Here is a 24,013-nt window from a genome sequence, read left to right on the forward strand (position 1 = left end):
GCCGAGGTTGCGAGCTCACCCGCGCGGCCCGGTTTGCGGCACAATTGCCCCAAGACCGGCCGTTTGCAGCCGATTCAACGATATTCAGCGAGTGCAAACCCTGTGCAATCCACCCGTTTGACTTTGATTTGCCATGCTCGAACCGTCGCACAGAAATTGTCGCGTTTTCCTACGAACGAGCCTGTTGAAAATCAGCCATTGGCGCGCGGTGTGCTGGCAAAACAGTTCGGTAGTGCCACGCGTCTGCTGTGCGGGCCGGAATTGCGCACGCGCCAGACCGCCGAGTGGTTCGGTGCGGCACCGCAAGTGGACGAAGCGCTGCGCGATTGCGACTGGGGGCGCTGGCACGGGCAAGCGATCAAGGATCTGCAACTGAACGAGGCCGAGGCCTTGCAGGCGTGGATCAACGATCCGCAGGTGGCACCCCATGGTGGCGAGTCGGTGTGGCAATTAGGCGAACGGGTCGCGGCATGGCTGCACAGCTTGCAGGCCACGCCGGGACACGTCGTGGCGATCACCCATCCATTCGTGGTGCGCGCTGCGTTAATGCAGGTGGTGCAGGGGGCAGCGTTCAACGCCATCGATGTCGAACCGCTGTCAGTGGTCGAGTTGCGGTTCAACGGCATCTGGCGGCTACGCTTGCCGGGTATCAATCTTGCGGGAGCACAGTGATGAAACGACTGCTGGTCATCGGCATCGGCGCCGGAAACCCCGACTACGTCACGATGCAGGCGGTGAAAGCGCTTAACCGCGTGGACGTGTTCTTCCTGATGGACAAAGGCCAGAGCAAGGACAAGCTGCTCGACCTGCGTCGTGACATCTGTGAACGCTACATCACCCATCCTGGCTATCGATTCGTCGAAGCCCACAGCCCGGAACGCGAGCGTGGCGACGTGGACTACACCCGTGCGGTCGAAGATCTGAACCGCGCCAAGCAGGAGACCTTCGAACGGTTGATCAATGAGGAACTGTCCGACGCCCAGTGTGGTGGTTTCCTGGTCTGGGGTGACCCGGCGCTGTACGACAGCACGATACGCATCCTGCGGGCGATTCTGGCCTCGGGCCGCTGTGCATTCGAGTTTGAAGTGATCCCCGGCATCACCAGCGTTCAGGCCCTGGCCGCGCAACACAAAGTGCCGTTGAACAGCATCGGTCAGCCGCTGGAAATCACCACCGGCCGGCGTCTGGCAGCGGGGCAGGTGAGTGACACGGACAGCCTGGTGGTGATGCTCGATGCTGAAGATGCCTACCGCCATGTTGCGGATCAGCAGACCGAGATTTACTGGGGCGCCTACCTGGGCACGCCGGATGAGATCCTGATCAGCGGCAAGCTTGAGGATGTGGCAGAGCAGATCGAGCGAACGCGCAAGGCGGCGCGGGCCGAGCATGGGTGGATCATGGATACCTATTTGTTGCGCAAGCCTTAGATTGTTGCCGTCTGGGCTGGCCCCTTCGCGAGCAGGCTCGCTCCCACTTTTGAAACGCGTCACCCTGTGGGAGCGAGCCTGCTCGCGAAAGCGGTTTATGAGTCACCTCAGGAAATCGCTTTGACCCCTCGCCCAAACCGCTCCCGATACACCGACGGCGGCACCCCGACCACGCTGCGAAACGCCACACGAAAACTTTCCACCGAACGATAACCACAGCGCTGGGCAATCTGCTCAGTGTTGAGCGCCGTGCTTTCCAGCAATTCCCGCGCCCGGGCCAGGCGTTCGTGTTGCAGCCAGGCCTTGGGCGATTGTCCGCTGGCCTCGCTGAAACGCCGCAGAAAGGTGCGCTCGCTCATCGCCGCTTCGCTGGCCAGATCACGCACTTCCAGCGGCTGGTGCAGGCGCTCGCGGGCCCACTGCATTACCCGCGACAGGTCGTTGCGCGGCGTCGGGCTGACCGGTGTGGGAATGAACTGCGCTTGCCCGCCGGTGCGTTGCGGCGACATCACCAGTCGTCGCGCAACCGCATTGGCGACCTGAGTGCCGAAGTCCCGAGCCACCAGATGCAGGCAGGCATCGATCCCGGCGGCGCTGCCCGCTGAGGTGATCAACTGGCCGGAATCGACGTACAGCACGTCCGGATCCACCGCAATCGCCGGGAAGCGCCGCGCCAGTTCATCGCTGTAGCGCCAGTGCGTGGTCGCGCCGTGGCCGTCGAGCAAGCCGCTGGCGGCCAGCACAAATACGCCGGAGCAGATCGATAACAGCCGCGCGCCCTGGGCGTGGGCCTGGCGCAATGCCTCGAGCAGGGCCGCGGGTATCGGGGCTTCACGGTCACGCCATCCGGGAATAACGATGGTGCGCGCTTGCGCCAGCAGTTCCAGGCCGCCGTCGGCCAGTACGTGAATACCGCCCATGGCGCGCATCGGCCCTTGATCAACGGCGACGATGCGATGCTCGTACCACGGAAAATCGAATTCCGGCCGCGACAGGCCAAAGATCTCCACGGCAATCCCGAACTCGAAGGTACAGAGGCCGTCGTAGGCCAGAATCGCGACCAATCCAGGTGAGTCAGGCATTTGGCGGAAAATTCCCGGTGAGTGTCTTGCGCGCCACTGTAGCGCCAAGTGTCGGCCCGATAAAGTCTGTTCATACCTCAACCGATGTAGGAGCCACACAGCATGACCAGCCTGGTTCGCGAAATTCCTGCCGCGCCGTCGGCCATTGCCCTGATGCACTTCAGCAACCGTCTGACCTTTGAAACCGATTGTTCCGACGTCTTCAGCAGCCAGGAGGCCGGTAACGTCGATTTTGTGCTGGTCGATGTGCGCGGTCCGCTGGCGTTCGAACGCGGTCATGTGCCGGGTGCGATCAACATCCCGACCCGTTGGCTGACCGCCGAAGGCCTGGCGGCTTATTCGAAGAGCACACTGTTCGTGGTCTATTGCGCCGGCCCGCACTGCAACGGCGCCAACAAGGCGGCGGTGAAACTGGCGGCGCTGGGCTACCCGGTCAAGGAGATGATCGGTGGTGTGACCGGCTGGCTGGATGAAGGCTTTTCGCTGAACGTCGAACAGCCCGCCAATATCCCCATCGCCTGCGAATGCTGACTGTTTTGCAGGCACTGCTGCAGGCTGCGATCTTTTGCCTTTGTTTTTAGAATCAACAGCAAAAAGGTCGCAGCCTTCCGCAGCTCCTACATGTGCACCAGGTCGCCTTTTTGAGGGTTTGTCCTACAGCCTTTGCACCATGTCGGCGCACCGTTGATCCCGGTCAACGCGTGCGCCGATCTTCTGTAAGTATTTGTCGCTTAAAAACAATTTGCCCTGTGCGCGCCGCCATAGACTTCCGGCCACTTCGGTTTTTGCTGCTCAATGGCCATGACCGAACGCCAATCGAAAGCTGCCAATAAAAGCCTCCGCACACAGGAGTAATAAATGAAGAAGCTAGTGATGTTCGGTGCCCTGGCACTGTCGATGTTGTCCCTGACCGCTGTGGCCGCAGACGCCAAGCCGATCCGCCTCGGGATCGAAGCCGCTTACCCGCCATTCTCGATGAAAACCGCTGACGGCAAACTCACCGGGTTCGACGTCGATATCGGCGATGCGCTGTGCAAGCAGATGGACGTCAAGTGCGTGTGGGTCGAGCAAGAGTTCGATGGCCTGATCCCGGCACTGAAAGTGAAGAAGATCGACGCGATCCTGTCTTCGATGACCATCACCGACGACCGTAAGAAAAACGTCGATTTCACCATCAAGTACTACCACACCCCGGCGCGCTTCGTGATGAAGGAAGGCTCCGGCGTGACTGACCCGCTGACTCAGCTCAAGGGCAAGAAAGTCGGCGTGCTGCGCGCCAGTACCCACGACCGTTACGCCAGTGACATGGCCAAGGACGCCGGGTTTGAAGTGGTTCGCTACGGCTCCCAGCAAGAAGCCAACCTCGACATGAAATCCGGCCGTCTGGACGCGATGCTGGCCGACTCGGTCAACCTGAGCGACGGTTTCCTGAAAACCGAAGCCGGCAAAGGCTTCGAATTCGTCGGCCCGACTTACGAAGACGCCAAGTACTTCGGCGGCGGTGCCGGCATTGCGGTACGCAAGGGTGATACCGAGCTGGCCGAGAAATTCAACAAGGCCATCACCGAAATCCGCGCCAACGGTGAGTACAAGAAAGTCCAGGACAAGTACTTCGACTTTGACGTGTACGGCCATTAATACGCCGTAGGAAAAAAGTGGCCCCGTTTGCGCGGTGGCCACTTTTTTTGTGCTCTGATTCATAGGAGAACCCTGTAGGAGTGAGCCTGCTCGCGATAGCGGTTTAACATTCAGCCGCTTTAGTGCCTGACAAACCGCTATCGCGAGCAGGCTCACTCCTACAGGGGATCTGCGTGATCCAGCCATTCAGGAGTTTTCTCATGCAACGCATCGACCATGTTCTGCCCTGGAGCCACTTGGGCAGTGAACGTTCCCTCAGTGTCTTTCGTTACGGCGCGGGCAGCCGCAAGGTCTATATCCAGGCCAGCCTGCACGCCGACGAGCTGCCGGGCATGCGCACCGCGTGGGAGCTTAAACAGCGCCTCAACGAGCTTGAGCAGCAAGGGCGTCTGCAAGGTGTGATCGAGCTGGTGCCGGTGGCCAACCCGATCGGTCTCGACCAGCACCTGCAAGGCAGCCACATGGGCCGCTTCGAGCTGGGCAGCGGCAAGAATTTCAACCGCGCGTTTGTCGACCTCAGTGCCCCGGTGGCCGCGCGAATCGGCGAGCGGCTGGGCAGCGATGCCGAGGCCAACATTGCGCTGATCCGTCAGACCATGGGCCAAGTGCTGGATGAGCTGCCAGCCCCGGCCTCGCAACTCGAAGCACTGCACCGCCTGCTGCTGCGTCACGCCTGCGATGCCGACATCACCCTCGACCTGCATTGCGATTTTGACGCGGCGATCCACATCTACGCGTTACCGCAGCACTGGCCGCGCTGGCAATCGCTGGCGGCGCGACTGAAGGCCGGCGTTGCGCTGTTGTGCGAAGACTCTGGCGGCAGTTCGTTCGACGAATCCTGCTCATCGCCATGGTTGCGCCTGGCTCGGTCGTTCCTGAACGCGGCGATTCCCCCGGCCAACCTCGCCACCACCCTGGAACTGGGCAGCATGGGCGACACCCGGGTCGATCAGGCGCAGGCCAATTGCGAAGCGATTCTCGGCTTTCTTGCAGAACAGGGGTTCATCAGCGGCGAATGGCCAGCCGCGCCGCAGGAGTGCTGTGAAGGCATGCCGTTCGAAGGCACTGAATACCTGTTCGCCCCGCACCATGGCGTGGTCAGTTTCCTGCGCAATGCCGGGGAATGGGTCGAGCAGGGCGATGCGCTGTTCGAGGTGGTGGATCCGCTGAATGACCGCCTCACCACCGTCCGTGCCGGCACCAGCGGGGTACTGTTTGCGATCGATCGCGGGCGTTATACCCAACCGGGGATCTGGCAGGCCAAGGTCGCTGGGCGTGAGCCGATTCGAGTGGGCAAGCTGATCAACGACTGAGTCCAGGCCTCACCCACCTGTAGGAGCTGCCGCAGGCTGCGATCTTTTGATCTTGCTCTTGAAAGTCAAAGTCAAAAGATCGCAGCCTGCGGCAGCTCCTACAGGGTGGGTGGGGCAGATCCAGCCTGTTAGGCTGCCCCCCGAACCCGACGCTCTGTGAAGGAAGGCTCTATGTTGAAGGCGTTTGCCCTGTTAACCCTGCTGGCGTCCAGCGCCGTCCACGCGCAAACCACGCTGCAAAGCGACTTGCCATTGAAGTACATCGAACAGGTTCACCCAGACGCGGACAGCCGGCCGCTGGTGATTTTCCTGCACGGTTACGGCAGTAACGAAGCCGACCTGATCGGCATGAAGTTCCAGCTCCCGGCGCAGTACAACTACCTGTCGGTGCAGGCACCGCTGGCGTTGGGTGAGGGGCGTTTCCAGTGGTTTCGCAAGAAAGGCGAAGGCGCCTACAACGGTGAGACCGATGATCTGAAGGCCAGCGGTCAGAAGCTGCGGGAGTTTGTCGCCCAGGCGGCGAAGAAATATCACGCCAGCCCGGACAAGGTGTACCTGATCGGCTTCAGCCAGGGCGCGATGATGACGTACGAGGTGGGCTTGCGTCCGCCCGCAGCAGTGGGCGGCATCGCGGCGTTGAGCGGACGGCTGTTGCCGGTGTTGAAAACCGAGCTCAGGGCCGAGCAGCCACCGTTGCCGCTGAAGATCTTCATCGGCCACGGCACCGCCGATGATCGGGTGCCGTACCGCGACGGCACCGAGGCCAATGCGCTGCTGCAAAAACTCGCCTACACCCCCGAGTTTCACGCCTATCCCGGCGTCGGCCACAGCATCAGTGCGGCCGAGCTGCGGGATTTGAACGCCTGGCTGCAGCAGCTCAATCCCTAAGGATCATTTGTCCTTGAGGATGGTTTTCACCAGCGCATCGTGACCGCGCTTGTCGCTGACCCGGGAAATCACCTGGACCAGCGCCATGCGCTTGCCGGACCCGGCGAGCAGAGTGGTGTTGAGGGTCTGGCCGCCGCCCTGGGTGGCGGTGCTGTCGACCTGACGCACACCGAGGCCACTGCTTTTCTGGGTCAGGCTTTTTTCGCTGAGCTTGTTGAAGTCCGGCAGGGCCTTGCGCTGGTCATCGATGAAACTCGCCAGGCTGCTGTCGAGAAACTGATTGTCGTTGTCCTTGACGCTGGCGCCGCCGGCGATCTGGTTTTCCGCCGCGATGACCACGGTCTTGGTGGTCGGGTTGGTGTACATCGTGCCCTTGGCACCGGTCGGGCCGGCCGGCAACGGGTCGGCGGTGAAGCCTTTGGGCAGGACGAACGTGAACTTGCCGTCGAGCATCGACACGCTGTTGGCCGGGGCTTTTTCCTTGGCCTTGGCCGCCTGGGCATTGAGGGCACCGAGACCGGCGACCGCCGCCAGCAACAGGACGACGGCTTTCTTGCTGAGCAATGACATGTGAATCTCCGAGGGATGGTCGCGCCAGGGCGGCGATGATCCCACGGAGCGTGCATGGCATTCCAGCGCGGTCTGTCGCCCAGGTATGGCGTCAGCCTTGGAGTTGTCGGCGTTTGGCCGGTGCTGGTCGGGCCAGCAGTTTGCGGGTGACCCCGAGCATCGCCACCGACACCGTGACAGCGGCGATGAATCCGCTGAGGCCCATGCTCGGCAGAGTCAGCGCCGACACCAAGCAAAACGCCGAGAACGAGTACATGCCGATTGCCGTCGCCCGCAGTAATGCTGCGGTAAACGCCGGGCCGCGGGTCTGTTGCGAGAACACCGCCATCACGCTGCCGAGCACCGGGAACACCGCGAGCAGGCCGCTCCAGCGCTCGCCCACGGTGCTGGCAAGCATCGTCACCAGCAGCGTCAGCGCCGCTCCGGCAATCATCCGCCAGAGCAGTTTGTCCGACTTCGGCGCCGGGCCGTTCAGTGCAGGTTGTACGTGGGGGAACAGGTACGGCGCCGCCAGCAGGGCAGTCGCCGCCGCTGCGAGCGAAAACGGTAGCGACGGCGCAATCAGCGACAACACCAGCGCCAGCGCGGCCCACACGGACAGGGAAATCGTCAGCGCCCACGGCCAGTTCGCCCGCTGCGCCACCTGCGCATAGGTGGCGCAGAACGCGATCATGGCGAACATCGCCGACAGCGCCGCGACCGCCGATTGCGCGGCAAACAGTGGCCCTTGTTCGATGGCAAGAAAAAACAGAATCGGCCCGACCACCACCGGCAAACCCGACAGCCACCCGGCCACGCTCGGGCCCCAGCGCTTGCCGGCCAAGGAAATCAGCAACAGAAAACCGGGGATCAGCAGCAATTTGAGCATCAGCACGCGGGCGGCCTCGGGCAGGGAAGTGGCCAAGGTAACCGATTGGCGCATTGATCGACAATTTTTGTATACAAAGACCCGAGCCGATATCCGCTATGCTCTGGCTATCAGGGTTTACCGGGAGTTGATGCCGCGATGAGCAAACCATCGAAGTTGATGCGGGGGTGTTGTGGCATCGGCTTGTGGGCGTTGTTGCTGACGCCGACCTGGGCCAATTGGCAGGATGCCGTGCCCGGTGCGCAAATCATCGGCACCGGCGATTTCAGTGTATTCGGCTTCGACGTCTACAACGCGCGGTTGTGGAGCGCAGTACGCCCGTTGTCCATCGAAAAGCCCTTCGCCCTGGAGCTGATCTACCAGCGCAAGATCTCCCGCGATGATCTGGTGCAGGCCAGCGTTGATGAGATCAAACGGCTGGCGGGCTCAAGTGTCAGTCCGGCACAACTGGCCACGTGGCGAGGGCAAATGCAGCAATCGTTCGTCGATGTGCAGGCCGGCACGCGCATCACCGGGGTGTATTTGCCGGGGCAGGGTGCGCGGTTTTTTGTCGGTCAGCAATTACAGCACGAGATTGATGACCCGCAGTTTGCCCGGGCGTTTTTTGATATCTGGCTGGATCCGCGTACTCGTAACCCCGAGTTGCGTCAGCAGTTACTGGGTGTGAGTCGTTAAGATCAAAAGATCGCAGCCTGCGGCAGCTCCTACAGTGCAACGCATTCCAATGCAGGAGCTGCCGCAGGCTGCGATCTTTTGCTCTTCAAGGGTTCAACTGAAACGTCTAAGCTGCGTCTTTCGAACTTGTTTCTGGATGTGTGCGTGAAATTCAGCTTACCCAAAATCGCCACTGCGCCGTTCTGCCCGCCGGAAGTGGCCGGCAGTGTCGCGGTTGACCCGAACGCCTCGTTCTTCAAGCGCGTGCTGCGCTTCGCCGGTCCCGGCTTGCTGGTGTCGATCGGCTACATGGACCCGGGCAACTGGGCGACCGCCATCGAGGCCGGTTCGCGTTTTGGTTACAGCCTGCTGTTCGTGGTGTTGCTGGCGAGCCTGGCGGGGATGGTCGTGCAGTGCCTGTGTTCGCGCCTGGGCATTGCCACCGGGCGCGATCTGGCGCAACTGTCCCGCGCGCGCTACAGCACGCCGACCGCACGCCTGCAATGGGTGCTGGCGGAAATCTCGATCATCGCCACCGACCTGGCCGAAGTGCTCGGCTGTGCCTTGGCCTTCCACTTGCTGCTCGGTTGTTCGCTGACCTTCGGCATCGCCCTGACCGCCTTCGACACGCTGCTGGTGCTGGCCCTGCAGAACCGTGGTTTCCGTCGCCTGGAAGCGATCATGCTGGTGCTGGTGGCGACCATCGGCGTGTGTTTCTTCGTCGAACTGGTGCTGATCAAACCTTACTGGCCGGACGTGTTCGCCGGCTTCAAACCGTCGCTCTCGGCGATCAGTGACGCCGCACCGTTGTACTTGGCGATCGGCATTCTCGGCGCGACAGTGATGCCGCATAACCTCTACCTTCACACCTCGATCGTGCAGACGCGGATGATCGGCACGGACCTGGCGAGCAAGCAGGATGCGGTGAACCTGGCGCGCATCGACACCATCGGCTCGCTGGCCCTGGCGCTGTTGGTCAACGCGGCGATTCTGATTCTCGCGGCGGCCGCGTTTCACCAGTCCGGGCATACCGACGTGGTTGATATTCAGGACGCCTATCACCTGCTCGACCCGCTGGTCGGCGGCGCGCTGGCCAGTGTGCTCTTCGGCGTGGCGTTGCTGGCGTCGGGGCAGAGTTCGACCTTCACCGGGACCATTGCCGGGCAGGTGATCATGGAAGGCTATCTGAACCTGCGGATTCCCTGCTGGCAGCGGCGCTTGATCACTCGTGGGCTGGCGCTGATCCCGGCGTTCATCGGCGTGTGGCTGATGGGCGATAACGCGGTGGGCAAGCTGCTGGTGTTGAGTCAGGTGGTGTTGAGCCTGCAATTGCCGTTTGCGCTGTACCCGCTGATCCGCATGACCAGCGACAAGCAACTGATGGGGCCGTTTGTGAACCGGCTGCCGACCCAGGTGCTGGCGTGGGGGTTGTTTGCGTTGATCAGTGGGGCGAATGCGTGGTTGATTCTGCAGATGGCGGTGTGACTGAGGGTTTTGTAGCGTCTGAGCTGGCCCTATCGCGAGCAGGCTCACTCCTACAGTTGTAACGTGTTTCCCTGTAGGAGTGAGCCTGCTCGCGATGGGGTCGGCCGATTCAAAGAAAATTCTGGATAGATAAAAAAACACCCGGTGCAACGCAAGTCGCACCGGGTTTTTGTTGCCAGCGAGCAGCGGATGTCGTGGATCCACCGCCCGCTGTGAACTCGGGGGTTAAGCGCGTTCCAGCGCCAGCGCCACGCCCTGGCCGCCGCCGATGCACAAGGTCGCCAGACCTTTCTTCGCATCACGCTTGATCATCTCGTGCAGCAGGGTCACCAGCACCCGGCAGCCCGACGCACCGATCGGGTGACCGAGGGCGATGGCGCCGCCGTTGACGTTGACCTTGTCCAGATCCCATTGCAGGTCCTTGGCCACCGCCAGCGATTGCGCGGCGAAGGCTTCGTTGGCTTCGATCAGGTCCAGCTGGCCGATGTTCCAGCCAGCCTTGTCGAGGCAGCGACGGGTGGCCGAGACCGGGCCGATACCCATGATCGCCGGGTCAACACCGGCATTGGCGTACGCGGCGATTTTTGCCAGCACCGGCAGGCCCAGGGCCTTGGCTTTTTCGGCGCTCATCAGGATCACCGCAGCGGCGCCATCGTTCAGCGACGACGCGTTGCCGGCGGTGACGCTGCCATCCTTCTTGAACGCCGGGCGCAGTTTCGCCAGGGATTCGGCGGTGGTGTCGCCGCGTGGTTGTTCGTCAACCTTGAACGCCAGCGGGTCGCCTTTGCGCTGCGGAATCAGGATCGGGGTGATCTCATCAACGAAGCGACCGGCCTCGATGGCAGCCGCGGCTTTACGCTGCGAGGCGGCGGCGAAAGCGTCCTGTTGCTCGCGGCTGATCTCGTACTTGTCGACCAGATTTTCCGCGGTGATGCCCATGTGGTAATCGTTGAACGCATCCCACAGACCATCACTGATCATGGTGTCGACGATTTGCGCATGACCCATGCGCAGACCGGTGCGTGCGCCCGGCATCACGTAGTTGGACAGGCTCATGTTTTCCTGACCGCCGGCGATGATCACTTCGGCGTCGCCGCAACGGATCGCCTGCGCGCCCAGATGCAGGGCTTTCAGGCCCGAGCCGCAGACCTTGTTCAGGGTCATGGCTGGCACGGCGTGGGGCAGGCCGGCCTTGATCGCAGCCTGACGCGCCGGGTTCTGGCCGGCGCCGGCGGTCAGCACCTGGCCCATGATCACTTCATCAACCTGCGCACCGTCCAGACCGGTTTGTTCGAGCAACTGGCGGATCACCGCCGCGCCCAGATCCACCGCGGACACCGAGGCCAGTGAACCCTGGAAACTGCCGATGGCGGTACGGGTGGCGGCAACAATTACGACGTCTTGCATTTTCGAATTCCTCACTGGGCAGCGAACTGCATTTCCGGTACGTGATCCGGGACGATCAGTTTACCAGCGGTTTTGGCGACGATTTCCTCGACGCTGACGCCAGGTGCGCGTTCCTTGAGGACAAAAGCGCCATTTTCGATTTCCAGGTAGGCGAGGTCGGTCAGCACGCGCTTGATGCAGCCGGCGCCGGTCAGTGGCAGGCTGCACCTGGATAACAGCTTTGACTCACCGTCCTTGGACGCGTGGGTCATGATCACGATGATGTTGTCGGCACCGGCCACCAGGTCCATGGCGCCGCCCATGCCCTTGACCAGTTTGCCGGGAATCATCCACGAAGCGATGTTGCCTTCGACGTCGACTTCGAACGCGCCCAGCACGGTCAGGTCGACATGCCCGCCACGGATCATCGCGAAGGATTCGGCGGAGTTGAAAATCGACGCGCCGATGCGGGCGGTCACGGTCTGTTTACCGGCGTTGATCATGTCGGCATCGATGGTGTCTTCAGTCGGAAACGGGCCCATGCCGAGCAGGCCGTTTTCCGATTGCAGCATGACTTCCATGCCTTCGGGAATGTAGTTGGCGACCAGGGTCGGAATGCCGATACCGAGGTTCACGTAGAAGCCGTCCTGCATTTCGCGGGCGACGCGCTGAGCCATTTGTTCGCGGGAAAGTGCCATGTTGTTGTTCTCCGTCTGGGCTTGAGTTATTTGCGGATGGTGCGCTGTTCGATGCGTTTTTCGAACGTGCCGCAAATGACCCGGTCGACGTAGATGCCGGGGGTGTGGATCTGCGACGGATCCAGCTCGCCGGGTTCGACGATTTCTTCGACTTCGACCACGGTGATCTTGCCGGCGGTGGCGGCCAGCGGGTTGAAGTTCTGCGCGGTGTGACGGTAGATGACGTTGCCGAAATGGTCGGCTTTCCAGCCTTTGACGATGGCGAAGTCGCCGGTGATGGACTCTTCCATCAGGTACTTGCGCCCTTTGAATTCGCGCACTTCCTTGCCTTCGGCGACCGGGGTGCCGACGCCGGTGGCGGTGAAGAAGGCCGGGATGCCGGCGCCGCCTGCGCGCATTTTCTCGGCGAGGGTGCCTTGCGGGGTGAGGATGACTTCGATGTCGCCCTTGAGCAGTTGCTCTTCGAACAGTTTGTTTTCGCCGACGTAGGAGGCGATGACTTTGCTGATCTGGCGGTCGGTCAGCAGCACACCGAGGCCGAAACCGTCGACGCCGCAGTTGTTGGAGACCACGGTGAGGTCGCGGGTGCCCTTGCGCTTGATCTCGGCGATCAGGTTTTCCGGGATGCCACACAGGCCGAAGCCGCCGGCAATCACGGTCATGCCGTCTTCAAGACCTGCCAGAGCTTCCTCGTAGGAACTCACGCGCTTGTCGAAACCTGCCATATGCACCTCTTTTATTGTTTGTCGGGCGGCTGGCTAGCCGAATGACTGGAGTGTCTCGCTGGAGAATATATTTGTTAAGTTGATTTTTAAGGTTGATTGATAGATAAAACTCAACAATAGATTCCGTTTACCTGTAGGAGCTGCCGCAGGCTGCGATCTTTTGCTTTTGTCTTTCAACGTCAAACGATCGCAGCCTGCGGCAGCTCCTACAAGGATCAAGGCGTATTCAGTATGACCATCAAACAGATCCGCGCCTTTCTAGCCGTCGCTCAGAGCCTGAGCTTCGCCGTGGCCTGCGAGCGCCTGCACCTGTCGCAGTCGGCGCTGAGCCTGACCATCAAGGCGCTGGAAGAGGGGCTGGGCGGGCGGCTGTTCAGTCGCAACACGCGCAACGTCGCACTGACCGCCGAGGGCGAATCGCTGCTGCCGCTGGCCCGGCGGCTGATCGCCGACTGGGACAACGCCGAAGACGAAATGCGCCAGCGCTTTAGCCTGCAACGCGGGCGGGTGACGCTGGCGGCGATGCCGTCGTTTGCCGGCAACCTGCTGCCGCCGATTCTCAAGACGTTTCGTGCGCGCTATCCGAACGTCAACGTCACAGTCAACGACGTGATCAACGAGCAAGTGCTGGAAATGGTTCGCGACCGGCAAGTGGAGCTGGGCGTGGCATTCGAACCGATGCAGAACACCGCGCTGACGTTTACCCCGCTATACATGGACCGCTTTGTTGCCGTGGTGCCGCGGGATTCGGCGCTGGCCGGGCGCCGCGACATCGACTGGCAGACCTTGCTGCAGGAACCGTTCATTACCCTGCAACGACCGTCGACGGTGCGCGTGATGCTCGAAGAACACTTGCAGGCCCGAGGCATGAAGCTGCCGGTGGAGTTTGAAAGCCATCAACTGGCGACGGTCGGGCGCATGGTCGCCAGCGGGCTGGGGGTGAGTGCGGTGCCGGCGTTGTGTGCCGAGCAGATGCTGGAACTGGGCGCCTGTTGCCTGACCTTGAATGACTCCGTGGAGCGGGCGATTGGCGTGTTGACCGAGCCGGGCAATGAGCTGTCGGCAGCGGCGCAGGCGTTGTTCGATATTCTCAAAGCCGAACACTGAACTGCGATCCCATCCCTGTAGGAGCTGCCGCAGGCTGCGATCTTTTGACGTTGTTTTTAGAAGCAAGATCAAAAGATCGCAGCCTGCGGCAGCTCCTACAAGGGGAGTGCGGATTCAGGTGGTCAGGTGTTGCGCCAGCAACGGCAGCAGCTGTTCGCACGACGCCTCGATCTTCAAATCCAGCAAGTCATCGGCGCGGGTCTTGCCCAGGTTGATCGCCATCAACGGCTTGCCGCGATCGGCGATCACCCGGCACAGGCGAAACGCCGAATACGCCATCAGCGACGAGCCCACCACCAGCAAGCCCTCGGCATTTTCCGCTGCAGCCATGGCCCGGGCTGCTGTCGGCGGCGCTACGTTCTCGCCGAAGAACACCACGTCCGGCTTCATCCGCTCGCCTGCGCAATACGGGCACTGCGGGGTTTGAAAGCGTGCTTCGAACGCCGGATCGAGCAGCGTATCGCCGTCCGGCGCCTGCACCGCATCGACTCCGGCCAGGTACGGATTCTGCTCGACCATCCGCTGTTGAATGTCATCGCGTGCGCTGCGCTGGCCACAGTCCAGGCACAGCACGCGGTGCAGGCTGCCGTGCAGTTCGATCACATCCGGACTGCCGGCCTGATCGTGCAGGGTGTCGACGTTCTGGGTGATCAACCCGCTGATCCGCCCCTGGCGCTGCAATTCGGCCAGTGCGGTGTGCGCCGCATTCGGCTGCGCCTGACGCACCCGTGGCCAGCCGAGCATGGCGCGGGCCCAGTAGCGACGACGGGATTCGGGGGCGGCGAGAAATTCCTGATACATCATCGGCTGCCGACCCCGACGCACACCTTCACTGTCGCGGTAATCCGGAATGCCCGACGGCGTGCTGATACCGGCACCGGTCAGCACCACAAAGCCGCCATCGGCCATGGCCCGGTGCAGGGTGTCGAGGTGTTTGCGGGTCGGGCTGTCGAGCATGGTCAGCACTCCGGGGCAGATGAATGCCTTGCAGGTTAGCACTGACCTTTGTGGCGAGGGAGCTTGCTCCCGCTGGACTGCGCAGCAGGCCTGCCTTAGCGGGCGTTTCGCAAGCGCCCTCGCCACAGCTGATAGCGTTGCCTATTTGCGTGCCTCCAGAATCAGATTGAACGGCGTCTGCGTCGCCCGGCGAAAGTGCGTGAACCCGGCCTCGGCAAACACCTTGCGCAAACGCATTTCACCGGCCTGTGCACCAAGGCCGAGGCCGACTTCCTGCGACAGCGAATTCGGTGTGCAGATAAAGGTCGACGCTGCGTAAAACAGCCGTCCGACCGGGTTGATGTTGTCGTCCAGCGCGTCGTTGGCGAACGGCTCGACCAGCAGCACCGTGCCGTCGTCCTTCAACGACTTGTAGGCATGCCGGGCCGCGCCGACCGGGTCGCCCATGTCGTGCAGGCAGTCGAAGTAACAGATCAAGTCATAGTCGCCGCCCGGGTAGCTTTTGGCGGTGTCCTGAAAGAATGTCGCCCGGCTGCTGACCCCACCTTCTTCGGCGCGCTGAGTGGCAACGGTGATCGACGGGGCGTGGTAATCGAAGCCGACGAAATTCGAGTTGGGAAACGCCTGGGCCATGATCACCGTCGAAGCACCATGACCACAGCCGATGTCGGCGACTTTGGCGCCGTGTTCGAGTTTCGCGACGACGCCTTCCAGTGCCGGTAGCCATTCAGCGATCAAGTGACCTTTGTAGCCGGGGCGGAAGAAGCGTTCGGTGCCGCTGAACATGCACGGATGGTGATCGCCCCAGGGCAGGGCACCGTTGCCGCGCATGGCCTTGACCAGTTTGTCCTTGTCGTGGAAAAACGATGCCACCACGCCGAGCCCGCCGGCAACGTACACCGGCGAGTCCTCGACGGCCAATGCCAGCGCCTGTTCTTCCGGCAGGCGAAACTGGCCATCTTGATGCTCCATGTAGCCGGAGGCAGCGTGGGCGCTGAGCCATTCACGCACCAGTCGGGGGTTGCAGGTGGTCTTTTCGGCGAGGGCTTGCGCGCTGATCGGCTGACTGTCGGCCATCGCCCGATACAGCCCGAGTTCTTCGCCAACGATGACGTTCGCCAGCATCGCGGCGCCGCCCATGTCGTTGACCAGTTTGCCCATGAATGCGTTGAGTCGGGCCTCGTCCATCACATGTGCTCCTCAAACAGGATCACAGTCCGGCGGCGTTGAAGGTCGAGGCATACCCCACCGGGCGGTGGTCATGGATGCGGGCAGGGCGATGGTTGCGTCCTGCAGCCCCCTCGACTGGGTCATCAGTCAGTCTAGCCGGGCCGGGGCAACCTGCAGCGTTTGTGGCTCACGTAATTTCCCTTGGGGGCCAGGAGAGTGGCAATTTCAGTTCAGCACACAAACCACCGCCCTCGCGATTGCTCAGGGTCAGCGAACCGCCGAGGGCCATCGCCAGTTGCTGGGCGATCGCCAGTCCGAGGCCGGTGCCGCCGGTGCTGCGGTTGCGCGAGTTTTCCACGCGATAGAACGGCTCCAGGACCTTTTGCAACTGGTCTTCGGCAATGCCCGGCCCGCGATCCATGACCTTGATGGTAAGGCCCGCGCCGGTGTCGACCTGCAATTGCGCCGCCCCGGAAAATTTCAGCGCGTTATCGGTGAGGTTCACCAGTACCCGGCGCAGGGCTTGGGGGCGGGTGTCGATCACTGCCGCACTCTTGCCCTGCAACTGCACGTCCTTGCCCATGTCCTGATAGTCGAACACCAGACTGTCGAGGAACGAGTCGAGGTCGGTGCGGCGGCTTTCCTCGGTCGAGCCGTGGATGCTGCGGGCGTACGCCACGCCTTCGCGCACCAGATGCTCCATCTCGCCGAGGTCGTTGCACAGTTTGTCTTTTTCCACCGAGTCGTCCATGAACTCTGCGCGCAGCTTCATGCGGGTGATCGGGGTTTGCAGATCATGGGAAATCGCCGCCAGCAGTTGCATGCGCTCCTTGAGATAGGCGGCGATGCGCGCCTGCATTGCGTTGAAGGCCCGTGCGGCGTGCGCCACTTCCGTCGGGCCTTGCTCATCGAGCATCACCGGGTGCGCGTTGGGATCGAGGGTTTCCACCGCGTTGGCGAGGCGGGCAAGGGGGCGGATGGCAATGCGCACCGCCAGCCAGGTGCAGGCGATCAGCAGCGCCAGTTGCCCGAGCAATACCCCTGGCAGCCACGGCGACAGCGGCGGCATGGCCGGACGCACATCGAGGGTCACCGGGCTGCCATCGCTGAGGCGTACATGGGCCTGAAAGTGTTTTTTCTCCCCGGCAAACCGAGTGAAGGTCAGCGGATGGGCGCCGCCGATCGCGGCTGTGATCGAGGTCACGGCCACCGGCACTTCGTCGGCATCGGCGTCGAGCGGTGCACCGGCTTCGCCGTCGCTCAACAGATAGTCGTAGTTGGTGCGGGCCAGTCGGCTCAGCCAGGCGGGGCGTTCCTGCATGGGCAGGCGGTCGAGGATCGCGATCGAAGTCGAGACATCGCTTCGCATATTGCCGAGCATGGTGCTTCTGGCGCTCTGGAAACGCTCGTAATACTGCGCGCCGAACGACAGCGCCTGAGCGAGGATCAGCCCGACCAGAAAGATCAGCGACAAGCGCGACGCCAGGGTGCGCGGCCACTGCAGTTTGAGGCTCATGCCGAGGCCCCGATGATTTCCACCGGCAACGAGAACACATAGCCCTCACTGCGCACGGTCTTGATGTAGGCCGGTTCGCGGGCGTCGTCGAGCAGACGCTGGCGCAGGCGACTGACCAGCAGATCGATGGAACGGTCGAACAGATCGGCCTCGCGACCTTGGGTCAGATTGAGCAACTGATCGCGACTGAGCACCCGCTGCGGGTGATCGAGGAACACCCGCAGCAAGCGGTATTCGGCGCCACTGAGGGCAACCAGCGTACCGTCCTGATCCAGCAGATGCCGGGCCGAGGTGTCCAGTTGCCAGCGGCCGAAAGCCAGCAGGCGACCGCTTTCGGTGACCACCAGATTCGGCGGCAACATGCGCGTACGGCGCAGCACGGCGTTGATGCGTGCCAGCAGTTCACGGGCGGCGAACGGTTTGGTCAGGTAATCATCGGCGCCCATTTCCAGGCCGATGATGCGGTCGGTTTCATCGTTGCGCGCGGTGAGCATCAGCACCGGCGTGGCCTTGTGTTTGCCCACGCGCAATTCGCGACACAGCTGCAGGCCATCGTCACCGGGCATCATGATGTCGAGCACGATCAGGTCGACGGTATTGGCTTCGAGAAAGCTGCGCATCTGCCGGCCATCGGCAACCACGGTGGTGCGCAGGCCGTTCTTTTTCAGGTAATTGCCGACCAGCTCGCGGATCTCGCGGTCGTCGTCGACGATGAGAATGTGATCGACATGTTCCATCGGAGAACCTCTATCAAAGGGCGATGCCGTGCAGTCTATCGAGACTGTTGCGGTTCGCCTGCCCGGGTTTGTATTGCAGTGTATCTGGCGCAACGCCGGATACACACCAACGCAAAAACGCGAGTTTTCCAAGGCTTTGTATCGCTGTGTATCTCCGGGCGGCGGGGATACACAGCGAGTCATACCGAGCGTTTCCAGACACACACGCGATACCTCGGGCGCCTCAAATAGGCGCCATCGAGGCCCACACCGATGGCCTCGGCTCAAACCCCTACATGCCCCGAGGAAACCGCCATGACCAGCAAATCCGTGATCGCCGCCTGCCTGTTCGCCGCCCTGAACATTTGCACCCTGTCGGCCCGCGCCGAAGCCGATGCCAGCCCGCACACCTACACTTACGGCACACACCTGGACGTGCAGAAAGTGCTGTCGATGACCCAGGACACTTCGGTGGCCTGCGGCATAGTCGATGCGCGCATGACCTACCTCGATTCGGCGGGCAAGACCCAAGTGCTGGATTACCGCAAATTCGCCGACGGCTGCAACAACGAGAACTGAGTGCTTATCGGCATCGGCCGTCGCTGGCCGTCCCTCTCAATGGCTCACAGGTCGCGCACCATGAGCCATGGGTCGTTGTCCCTGGCGCGGAAGCGCTCCAGCAGTGTCCAGCCGCGCTGCCCCGACGGTGTTTCGAGGGCTTTACAAAAGCTCGCCATTCATCGGCCCGGCGCCTGTTTTAAAGGCTCTTCGGACGATTGGCAGGGACGCCGGCGACCCTCCGCGCGATAGTGAGTTGGCCAGTCCACCCACCTGCTGCGGAGCACGATTGATGAGCACCCCCATTGATCTGACGGGCCTGAAAGAACGCCAGAAAGTCGCCTGGGCCAGCGGCGACTATGCGCTGATCGGCACCACCTTGCAGATTGTTGGCGAAAACCTTGCCGAGGCCTGCGACCTGCGCTGCGATGAAGAGGTGCTGGATGTCGCCGCCGGCAATGGCAATGCCACCCTCGCGGCGGCGCGCCGTGGCTGTCGGGTGACCTCCACCGACTACGTCGCGGCGCTGCTGGAGCGCGGGCAGGATCGGGCGCGGGCCGAGCATCTGGACGTGACTTTTCAGGTCGCCGATGCCGAAGCGTTGCCGTTTGCCGATGACAGTTTCGATGCGGTGCTCTCGACCTTCGGCGTGATGTTCGCCCCGGACCAGCCCACCGCCGCCACGGAGCTGGCGCGGGTCTGCCGGCGGGGCGGGCGGATCGGTCTGGCGAACTGGACGCCGGAAGGCTTCGTCGGCCAGATGTTCAAGGTGCTGGGTCGCCACGTGCCATCGCCCGCCGTGGCCCAGCCGCCATCGAATTGGGGCACCGAAACGTGGTTGCACAGCCATTTCGACGAACGTCAGTTTTTGCTGCAGGTGACGCGCCGCACCTTCAACTTTCGCTATCGCTCGGCAGCGCATTTCATCGACATTTTCCGCCACTGGTACGGACCGGTGCACAAAGCCTTCGCGGCGTTGCCACCGGAAAGCGCTCTGGCGCTGGAGAGTGATCTGGCGGATTTGTTGAACCGGTCGAACCGGGCGGGAGAGGGCTCGCTGGTGGTGCCGAGCGAGTATCTGGAGGTGGTCATTACCAAGCGCTGAATGGCCGAACAGCGCCAAACCCTGTGGGAGCGAGCCTGCTCGCGAATGCGGTGGGTCAGTACAATGAACTACTGACTGAATAAACGCCTTCGCGAGCAGGCTCGCTCCCACCGGGATGTTGTCTGGCTGCCCAGGCCTATTTCACCTGCGACCGATCAAACCATTCCAGCGCCGTACGCCAGATGCAGATCCCCAGGAAGTAAGCCGACATCAGCAACCACAAGCCCATTACCAGCGGGTTGATCACCGGGTGGTTGAGCACCAGCGACAGGCTGCACAGCAACCAGATTGCCGTTACCGCGATGTTGATCGGCATGAACCGGCGCACGCGGAACGGGTGCAGGAATTTCATCCGTGTCACCGTCAACAGCGCCAGGCCAATCACGGTGAGGAAAGTGATCCACGGCCCCGGGTCGATGATGTACAGGCACAGGGCGACCACATTCCACGCGGCGGGGAAACCGACGAAATAGTTGTCCTTGCTCTTCATGTTGACGTTGCAGAAACAGAACAGCGACGACACCAGAATCAGCGACACCGTCAGCAACAGGGTGTAGTCGGGCAGGGGAATGTAGCGGTAGATGAAAAGTGCCGGGATGAACACGTAGGTCAGGTAGTCGATCACCAGATCGAGGATCGAGCCGTCGAAACTCGGCAGTACCGATTGCACATTGACCTTGCGTGCCAGCGCACCGTCGAGACCGTCGACGATCAACGCCACGCCGAGCCACATCAGGCAGTGGGTCGGCTGGTTTTCCAGCAGCGCGAGGGTTGCCAGGAATGCAGTGACTACGCCGGTCGCGGTAAAGCCATGGGCGCCCCATGCTTTGAGCCTGGCGATGTGTACGGTCGATATCACAGGGGCGTTCTCCAGAAAAATGAAGCAAGCCGGGTATCACCCTTGGGCAAAGGGCGCCGGCAAACCGGGTCGGGGTTGCAGTTATCGACCGGTTCGGCCGGGATAAGGTTCACCACCTTTGAATCTTAGCTGGCTGCACAAAAAATACCTTGGCGAAATCCGCCGGTGTCGGCCAGACGGTGCTGGCGCGATGGCTGCGGCGGTCTATCGTTGCCTGACGCAGTCAATGCCAACGCCTGAGGACAAGATCATGAACACCAGCGATTTGCTCGAACAACTGCTGCGGGGCCAGGCCTCGACGGGACAACAAAGTGGTACCCCGGCCGGTGGTGGTCTGGGTGGGCTGGGCGGCTTGCTCGGCGGTCTGTTGGGCGGCGGTGCAAGTGGCGGCGCGGCGCAGTCCGGCGGCTTGGGCGGTCTGGGTGGCTTGCTCGGCGGTCTGCTCGGCGGCGGTAGCAGCGGTGGTTTGGGCGGCGCGCTCGGCGGCGCGCTGGGTGGCGGTACACAAAGCCGTTCTGGCGGTACCAACTACGCGGCGCTGGCCTCACTGGGGATGATGGCGTTCCAGGCGTATCAGGCCTGGCAACGCAGTCAGGCCTCGGCCGCACCCCAACAGATTCCGCAAACGGCCAATCTGCTGGCCGGGCCCGAGGTCGAGGAACACAGTCACGCGGTGCTTCGAGCGCTGATTGCGGCAGCCAAGGCCGACGGTGAGATCGACGCCCGGGAACAGCAGATGATCAGTGTTGAAATCAGCAAGCACACCGACGATCCGCAACTGCAGCAGTGGTTTGAAACCGAAGTCGCCAAACAGTTGGATGCGGCCGAAGTCGCGCAGGCCGCCAACGGCGATCAGGGTATGGCCGCCGAAATGTATCTGGTCAGTGTGATCATGGTCGACGACCAGCAGGACGCCGAACGCAACTACCTGGATGAACTGGCCGCTGCGCTGAAAATTGACCCGCAATTGCAGGTGCATCTGGAGCAGCAGGCCAAGGGTACAGCCTGACGCAACGTCAAAAGATCGCAGCCTGCGGCAGCTCCTACAGATCGTCGGAACACGATGCCAATTCCTGTAGGAGCTGCCGCAGGCTGCGATCTTTTGATCTTCAAAGCCAGATTGCGTCCCACAAAGGGTAATCACCCAATCGCTGCACCAGGCCAGCCCGCAATGGGTTCATGACGATGTAGCGGGCTGCCGCCTTCAAATCTTCATCGCGACGTAGAGCACGGTCGTGATATCCACGTTGCCATAGGCCGCCTTGGCTACCGGACATCAAATTGATTGACCGGCAACTTCTTGCCTTTACACGACACATCAATTGCGCCAAAGAGCCTCGTTTCAACTCGACCAGCCAATGCAGAGGGTCCGGCATGACCACCCAAGCCAGAGATTCAACCAATCCTGCTTCATCGGCCGCGCGCATCTGTGCAACCAACAATCGTCCGATTCTCCAGTCGGAAAAAACCGGTCGACGCTCTTCAACCACCGCCGTCAGCAAATAAACCCGCCCAACTTCCGAATATCGTCCCTTGCGCAAACTGCACGCTGTTGCAGCTTCAGGCATTCCATTGCCCTCCTTAATCGTTGTACCTCAACACTAGCGTTCCAAAAACAATCCGCGCGGCCAAGCTTTTACACGATGTAAATGTAGGAGCTGCCGGAGGTTCGGGCCGCGTGCGGACGATCTTCTGATGTTCAAAATCAAAAGATCGCAGCCTTCGGCAGCTCCTACAGTGATCAAGTGATCAAGTGATCAAGTGATCGAATGAAAGAGAATTGGCGCTAATCAGGCCGTCCGTCAGGGCAATTTTCATGTCGATTGAATTTTTCTCCGTGGCGGTTGCTCTGCTGCTGTAGAGGCGTGAAACAACGCCCTGACAGGCCAACCGACCGAGACCCCTGACATGACTGCCCTGACTTCCCTGCAAGCGCCGAGTGCGCAGCAACAGCCGATCATTGCTGCTGGCGATCTGCGGCGTATTTATGAGGCGCTGCTGATCGAGGATCAGCCTGAAAATCTCGCGCAGGATTTTCTCAGCGAACAGTTGCAGCGCGCCGCGCAGTTGCCTGAGGCGCTAACGCTGGATCCGTCTGCCTGGCAAGCCTGGGTCGCCGAGCACTGCACCGAGGTTGCCCGGCAATACGCCGACTATTTGCAACAGCGTCAGACTGGCGGGCCGCGTCAGTACTTCAGCAACAAGGCGCACGCACTGTACTTTCTGCAAGCGGTAGCGCCGACCAAACTGGTTGATGGCGCGTGGCTGTACGGCTTGCTGGCGCAATGGCGCGACCCGCGTTTCGACGGTTTGTTGTGCACCTATCTGGAAGAACTCGGCGACGGTAATCCTGCGCAGAACCATGTGGTGATCTACCGCAAACTGCTCGCCGAGCACGGCCTGCAGGACGCCAGTGCCATCGCCGATGAACGCTACCTGCAAGGCGCGCTGCAACTGGCGCTTGGGGCTTGTGGCGAGGCGTTGCTGCCGGAAGTGATCGGCTACAACCTCGGTTACGAACAATTGCCCCTGCATTTGCTGATAAGCGCCTATGAACTCAGCGAGTTGGGCATCGATCCGTACTACTTCACCCTCCACGTGACCATCGACAATGCCAGCACCGGCCATGCGCAGAAAGCCGTGCAGTCGGTGCTCGACCTGCTGCCGCTGGAGGCTGATCGTGGCGAATTCCTGCGCCGGGTGTCGCTGGGGTATCGACTCAATGACCTGGGGCAGGGCAGTCACGCGATCATCGAGGGTTTTGATCTGGAACACGAAGTGCTGGCGATGCTCGAGCGCAAGCGTCCGTTCGGTCAGCACATGCACTCGGACTACTGCCGCTTCGAAGGCAAAACCGTCAATCAGTGGCTGGCCACCCCCGAGCAGTTGCCCGGGTTCCTGCAGGCGATGCAGGACAAAGGCTGGATCAAACGCAACGAGGACCCGCAGGCTAGCCGCTTCTGGCAGTTGATCGACGGCGACGGTGCGGCGATGTTCGGCGTGTTCAGCCCGTATGAAAAACAGCTGCTGCACGACTGGATTGCTGGCGACTGGACGCCATCCGACCAACGCAAGGCGCCAAGACGCAGCCGTCAGGTTGCAACCCCGGACGCCGCCGTCCCCGAACACGATCCCGATGTGCAACGCCTGAGCGCCGCCCTGCAAGGCCAGGACGGCCACGCGCAGATGGCAACGCTGATCCCGTGGTTGTCACCGGCCCGGCATGCCCACCCAGCGGGGCTGCTCGCAACCCGTCGCTTCATCGAACTCAAATCCAGCCTGCGCTAAGGA

25 protein-coding genes are annotated in these 24,013 nt (G+C 61.8%); 13 read left to right on the forward strand and 12 right to left on the reverse strand.

The genetic code is table 11. The features are described from left to right. Window positions 1-102 precede the first annotated feature (102 nt). Window positions 103-672, forward strand: coding sequence for a histidine phosphatase family protein (locus HBN98_RS21190; protein WP_083368689.1), 570 nt, complete (start codon window positions 103-105; stop codon window positions 670-672). After that, entirely contained in the window at window positions 672-1,427 is a 756-nt protein-coding gene (gene cobF, locus HBN98_RS21195) for a precorrin-6A synthase (deacetylating) (RefSeq protein WP_083368690.1), read from the forward strand. Before HBN98_RS21190 ends, cobF begins: the two co-directional genes overlap by 1 nt. Before the next feature lie 107 nt (window positions 1,428-1,534). Here cobF and ftrA read toward each other — a convergent pair whose 3' ends face one another. After that, window positions 1,535-2,509, reverse strand: a complete 975-nt coding sequence (gene ftrA, locus HBN98_RS21200) for a transcriptional regulator FtrA (protein ID WP_083368691.1) — start codon at window positions 2,507-2,509, stop codon at window positions 1,535-1,537. A 102-nt stretch (window positions 2,510-2,611) separates the two neighbouring features. Between ftrA and HBN98_RS21205 the strand changes: the two genes are divergently transcribed. From HBN98_RS21205 to HBN98_RS21220, 4 genes are all read left to right on the forward strand, one after another. Beyond that, on the forward strand, window positions 2,612-3,040 hold the full coding sequence (locus HBN98_RS21205; protein WP_064588084.1) for a rhodanese-like domain-containing protein: 429 nt from the start codon (window positions 2,612-2,614) through the stop codon (window positions 3,038-3,040). A gap of 327 nt (window positions 3,041-3,367) precedes the next feature. Beyond that, window positions 3,368-4,147: an ABC transporter substrate-binding protein gene (locus HBN98_RS21210; RefSeq protein ID WP_083368692.1), complete on the forward strand. Its 780-nt coding sequence runs from the start codon at window positions 3,368-3,370 to the stop codon at window positions 4,145-4,147. 200 nt (window positions 4,148-4,347) lie between these two features. Further along, window positions 4,348-5,460, forward strand: coding sequence for a M14 family metallopeptidase (locus HBN98_RS21215; protein ID WP_083368693.1), 1,113 nt, complete (start codon window positions 4,348-4,350; stop codon window positions 5,458-5,460). 171 nt (window positions 5,461-5,631) lie between these two features. Continuing rightward, complete coding sequence (locus tag HBN98_RS21220) at window positions 5,632-6,348, forward strand: alpha/beta hydrolase (protein ID WP_083368694.1); 717 nt, start codon at window positions 5,632-5,634, stop codon at window positions 6,346-6,348. A gap of 3 nt (window positions 6,349-6,351) precedes the next feature. On the opposite strand, the gene HBN98_RS21225 is transcribed toward HBN98_RS21220, so the two are convergent. Both HBN98_RS21225 and HBN98_RS21230 read right to left on the reverse strand, forming a co-directional pair. Further along, window positions 6,352-6,918 carry a DcrB/PsbP domain-containing protein gene (locus tag HBN98_RS21225; protein WP_083368695.1) on the reverse strand — a complete coding sequence of 189 codons (567 nt, stop codon included), beginning with the start codon at window positions 6,916-6,918 and terminating at the stop codon, window positions 6,352-6,354. A gap of 91 nt (window positions 6,919-7,009) precedes the next feature. Beyond that, entirely contained in the window at window positions 7,010-7,792 is a 783-nt protein-coding gene (locus HBN98_RS21230; RefSeq protein WP_083369429.1) for a hypothetical protein, read from the reverse strand. 132 nt (window positions 7,793-7,924) lie between these two features. On the opposite strand from HBN98_RS21230, the gene HBN98_RS21235 reads away from it, so the two are divergent. After that, window positions 7,925-8,461 carry a chalcone isomerase family protein gene (locus HBN98_RS21235; protein ID WP_083368696.1) on the forward strand — a complete coding sequence of 179 codons (537 nt, stop codon included), beginning with the start codon at window positions 7,925-7,927 and terminating at the stop codon, window positions 8,459-8,461. Between the two features lie 144 nt (window positions 8,462-8,605). After that, window positions 8,606-9,925 carry an Nramp family divalent metal transporter gene (locus HBN98_RS21240; protein ID WP_083368697.1) on the forward strand — a complete coding sequence of 440 codons (1,320 nt, stop codon included), beginning with the start codon at window positions 8,606-8,608 and terminating at the stop codon, window positions 9,923-9,925. Window positions 9,926-10,150: 225 nt separating this feature from the next. On the opposite strand, the gene HBN98_RS21245 is transcribed toward HBN98_RS21240, so the two are convergent. From HBN98_RS21245 to HBN98_RS21255, 3 genes are read right to left on the reverse strand one after another with little or no spacing between them, the layout of a single operon-like run. Beyond that, window positions 10,151-11,332 carry an acetyl-CoA C-acetyltransferase gene (locus HBN98_RS21245; RefSeq protein WP_064588077.1) on the reverse strand — a complete coding sequence of 394 codons (1,182 nt, stop codon included), beginning with the start codon at window positions 11,330-11,332 and terminating at the stop codon, window positions 10,151-10,153. An 11-nt stretch (window positions 11,333-11,343) separates the two neighbouring features. Beyond that, window positions 11,344-12,009 carry a CoA transferase subunit B gene (locus HBN98_RS21250; RefSeq protein ID WP_083368698.1) on the reverse strand — a complete coding sequence of 222 codons (666 nt, stop codon included), beginning with the start codon at window positions 12,007-12,009 and terminating at the stop codon, window positions 11,344-11,346. Window positions 12,010-12,035: 26 nt separating this feature from the next. Beyond that, window positions 12,036-12,734, reverse strand: coding sequence for a CoA transferase subunit A (locus tag HBN98_RS21255; protein WP_016983257.1), 699 nt, complete (start codon window positions 12,732-12,734; stop codon window positions 12,036-12,038). Window positions 12,735-12,965: 231 nt separating this feature from the next. On the opposite strand from HBN98_RS21255, the gene HBN98_RS21260 reads away from it, so the two are divergent. Next, window positions 12,966-13,841 (forward strand): LysR family transcriptional regulator, encoded by an 876-nt coding sequence (locus tag HBN98_RS21260; RefSeq protein WP_083368699.1) that lies wholly within the window; start codon window positions 12,966-12,968, stop codon window positions 13,839-13,841. Window positions 13,842-13,955: 114 nt separating this feature from the next. Here HBN98_RS21260 and HBN98_RS21265 read toward each other — a convergent pair whose 3' ends face one another. The 4 genes from HBN98_RS21265 to HBN98_RS21280 all read right to left on the reverse strand — a co-directional run bounded on the left by HBN98_RS21265 (window position 13,956) and on the right by HBN98_RS21280 (window position 18,221). Then, entirely contained in the window at window positions 13,956-14,798 is an 843-nt protein-coding gene (locus HBN98_RS21265) for an NAD-dependent protein deacetylase (RefSeq protein ID WP_083368700.1), read from the reverse strand. Window positions 14,799-14,939: 141 nt separating this feature from the next. Further along, window positions 14,940-15,986: a class I SAM-dependent methyltransferase gene (locus HBN98_RS21270; RefSeq protein ID WP_083368701.1), complete on the reverse strand. Its 1,047-nt coding sequence runs from the start codon at window positions 15,984-15,986 to the stop codon at window positions 14,940-14,942. Window positions 15,987-16,155: 169 nt separating this feature from the next. Beyond that, window positions 16,156-17,484 carry an ATP-binding protein gene (locus HBN98_RS21275; protein WP_083368702.1) on the reverse strand — a complete coding sequence of 443 codons (1,329 nt, stop codon included), beginning with the start codon at window positions 17,482-17,484 and terminating at the stop codon, window positions 16,156-16,158. Continuing rightward, a complete protein-coding gene (locus HBN98_RS21280) occupies window positions 17,481-18,221 on the reverse strand; it encodes a response regulator (protein WP_083368703.1) in 741 nt (246 codons plus the stop codon). Before HBN98_RS21280 ends, HBN98_RS21275 begins: the two co-directional genes overlap by 4 nt. Before the next feature lie 294 nt (window positions 18,222-18,515). Between HBN98_RS21280 and HBN98_RS21285 the strand changes: the two genes are divergently transcribed. Then, the gene (locus HBN98_RS21285; RefSeq protein WP_064588070.1) at window positions 18,516-18,779 is read left to right on the forward strand and encodes a DUF2790 domain-containing protein; all 264 of its coding nucleotides are present in this window, start codon (window positions 18,516-18,518) and stop codon (window positions 18,777-18,779) included. 271 nt (window positions 18,780-19,050) lie between these two features. Next, complete coding sequence (locus tag HBN98_RS21290; protein WP_083368704.1) at window positions 19,051-19,863, forward strand: class I SAM-dependent methyltransferase; 813 nt, start codon at window positions 19,051-19,053, stop codon at window positions 19,861-19,863. 136 nt (window positions 19,864-19,999) lie between these two features. Here the strand turns inward: HBN98_RS21290 and pcsA are convergent, their stop codons facing one another. Continuing rightward, entirely contained in the window at window positions 20,000-20,722 is a 723-nt protein-coding gene (pcsA, locus tag HBN98_RS21295; protein ID WP_083368705.1) for a phosphatidylcholine synthase, read from the reverse strand. Between the two features lie 250 nt (window positions 20,723-20,972). On the opposite strand from pcsA, the gene HBN98_RS21300 reads away from it, so the two are divergent. After that, the gene (locus HBN98_RS21300) at window positions 20,973-21,731 is read left to right on the forward strand and encodes a tellurite resistance TerB family protein (RefSeq protein WP_083368706.1); all 759 of its coding nucleotides are present in this window, start codon (window positions 20,973-20,975) and stop codon (window positions 21,729-21,731) included. Between the two features lie 100 nt (window positions 21,732-21,831). Here HBN98_RS21300 and HBN98_RS21305 read toward each other — a convergent pair whose 3' ends face one another. Continuing rightward, window positions 21,832-22,290 carry an REP-associated tyrosine transposase gene (locus HBN98_RS21305; protein ID WP_083368707.1) on the reverse strand — a complete coding sequence of 153 codons (459 nt, stop codon included), beginning with the start codon at window positions 22,288-22,290 and terminating at the stop codon, window positions 21,832-21,834. Window positions 22,291-22,630: 340 nt separating this feature from the next. Between HBN98_RS21305 and HBN98_RS21310 the strand changes: the two genes are divergently transcribed. Further along, on the forward strand, window positions 22,631-24,010 hold the full coding sequence (locus HBN98_RS21310; RefSeq protein ID WP_083368708.1) for an iron-containing redox enzyme family protein: 1,380 nt from the start codon (window positions 22,631-22,633) through the stop codon (window positions 24,008-24,010). Window positions 24,011-24,013: the final 3 nt, after the last annotated feature.

The sequence above is a fragment of the Pseudomonas koreensis genome (assembly GCF_012986595.1).
GTDB classification, from domain to species: Bacteria; Pseudomonadota; Gammaproteobacteria; order Pseudomonadales; family Pseudomonadaceae; genus Aquipseudomonas; species Aquipseudomonas koreensis.

Coding starts and splice junctions, on each gene's coding strand:
- HBN98_RS21275 (WP_083368702.1), bottom strand. CDS start 17,484: ATGAGCCTCAAACTGCAGTGGCCGCGCACCCTGGCGTCGCGCTTGTCG.
- HBN98_RS21210 (WP_083368692.1), top strand. CDS start 3,368: ATGAAGAAGCTAGTGATGTTCGGTGCCCTGGCACTGTCGATGTTGTCC.
- HBN98_RS21305 (WP_083368707.1), bottom strand. CDS start 22,290: ATGCCTGAAGCTGCAACAGCGTGCAGTTTGCGCAAGGGACGATATTCG.
- HBN98_RS21260 (WP_083368699.1), top strand. CDS start 12,966: ATGACCATCAAACAGATCCGCGCCTTTCTAGCCGTCGCTCAGAGCCTG.
- HBN98_RS21225 (WP_083368695.1), bottom strand. CDS start 6,918: ATGTCATTGCTCAGCAAGAAAGCCGTCGTCCTGTTGCTGGCGGCGGTC.
- HBN98_RS21310 (WP_083368708.1), top strand. CDS start 22,631: ATGACTGCCCTGACTTCCCTGCAAGCGCCGAGTGCGCAGCAACAGCCG.
- HBN98_RS21270 (WP_083368701.1), bottom strand. CDS start 15,986: ATGGACGAGGCCCGACTCAACGCATTCATGGGCAAACTGGTCAACGAC.
- HBN98_RS21220 (WP_083368694.1), top strand. CDS start 5,632: ATGTTGAAGGCGTTTGCCCTGTTAACCCTGCTGGCGTCCAGCGCCGTC.
- HBN98_RS21250 (WP_083368698.1), bottom strand. CDS start 12,009: ATGGCACTTTCCCGCGAACAAATGGCTCAGCGCGTCGCCCGCGAAATG.
- HBN98_RS21255 (WP_016983257.1), bottom strand. CDS start 12,734: ATGGCAGGTTTCGACAAGCGCGTGAGTTCCTACGAGGAAGCTCTGGCA.
- HBN98_RS21235 (WP_083368696.1), top strand. CDS start 7,925: ATGAGCAAACCATCGAAGTTGATGCGGGGGTGTTGTGGCATCGGCTTG.
- ftrA (WP_083368691.1), bottom strand. CDS start 2,509: ATGCCTGACTCACCTGGATTGGTCGCGATTCTGGCCTACGACGGCCTC.
- HBN98_RS21215 (WP_083368693.1), top strand. CDS start 4,348: ATGCAACGCATCGACCATGTTCTGCCCTGGAGCCACTTGGGCAGTGAA.
- HBN98_RS21265 (WP_083368700.1), bottom strand. CDS start 14,798: ATGCTCGACAGCCCGACCCGCAAACACCTCGACACCCTGCACCGGGCC.
- HBN98_RS21285 (WP_064588070.1), top strand. CDS start 18,516: ATGACCAGCAAATCCGTGATCGCCGCCTGCCTGTTCGCCGCCCTGAAC.
- HBN98_RS21245 (WP_064588077.1), bottom strand. CDS start 11,332: ATGCAAGACGTCGTAATTGTTGCCGCCACCCGTACCGCCATCGGCAGT.
- cobF (WP_083368690.1), top strand. CDS start 672: ATGAAACGACTGCTGGTCATCGGCATCGGCGCCGGAAACCCCGACTAC.
- HBN98_RS21205 (WP_064588084.1), top strand. CDS start 2,612: ATGACCAGCCTGGTTCGCGAAATTCCTGCCGCGCCGTCGGCCATTGCC.
- HBN98_RS21290 (WP_083368704.1), top strand. CDS start 19,051: ATGAGCACCCCCATTGATCTGACGGGCCTGAAAGAACGCCAGAAAGTC.
- HBN98_RS21300 (WP_083368706.1), top strand. CDS start 20,973: ATGAACACCAGCGATTTGCTCGAACAACTGCTGCGGGGCCAGGCCTCG.
- HBN98_RS21280 (WP_083368703.1), bottom strand. CDS start 18,221: ATGGAACATGTCGATCACATTCTCATCGTCGACGACGACCGCGAGATC.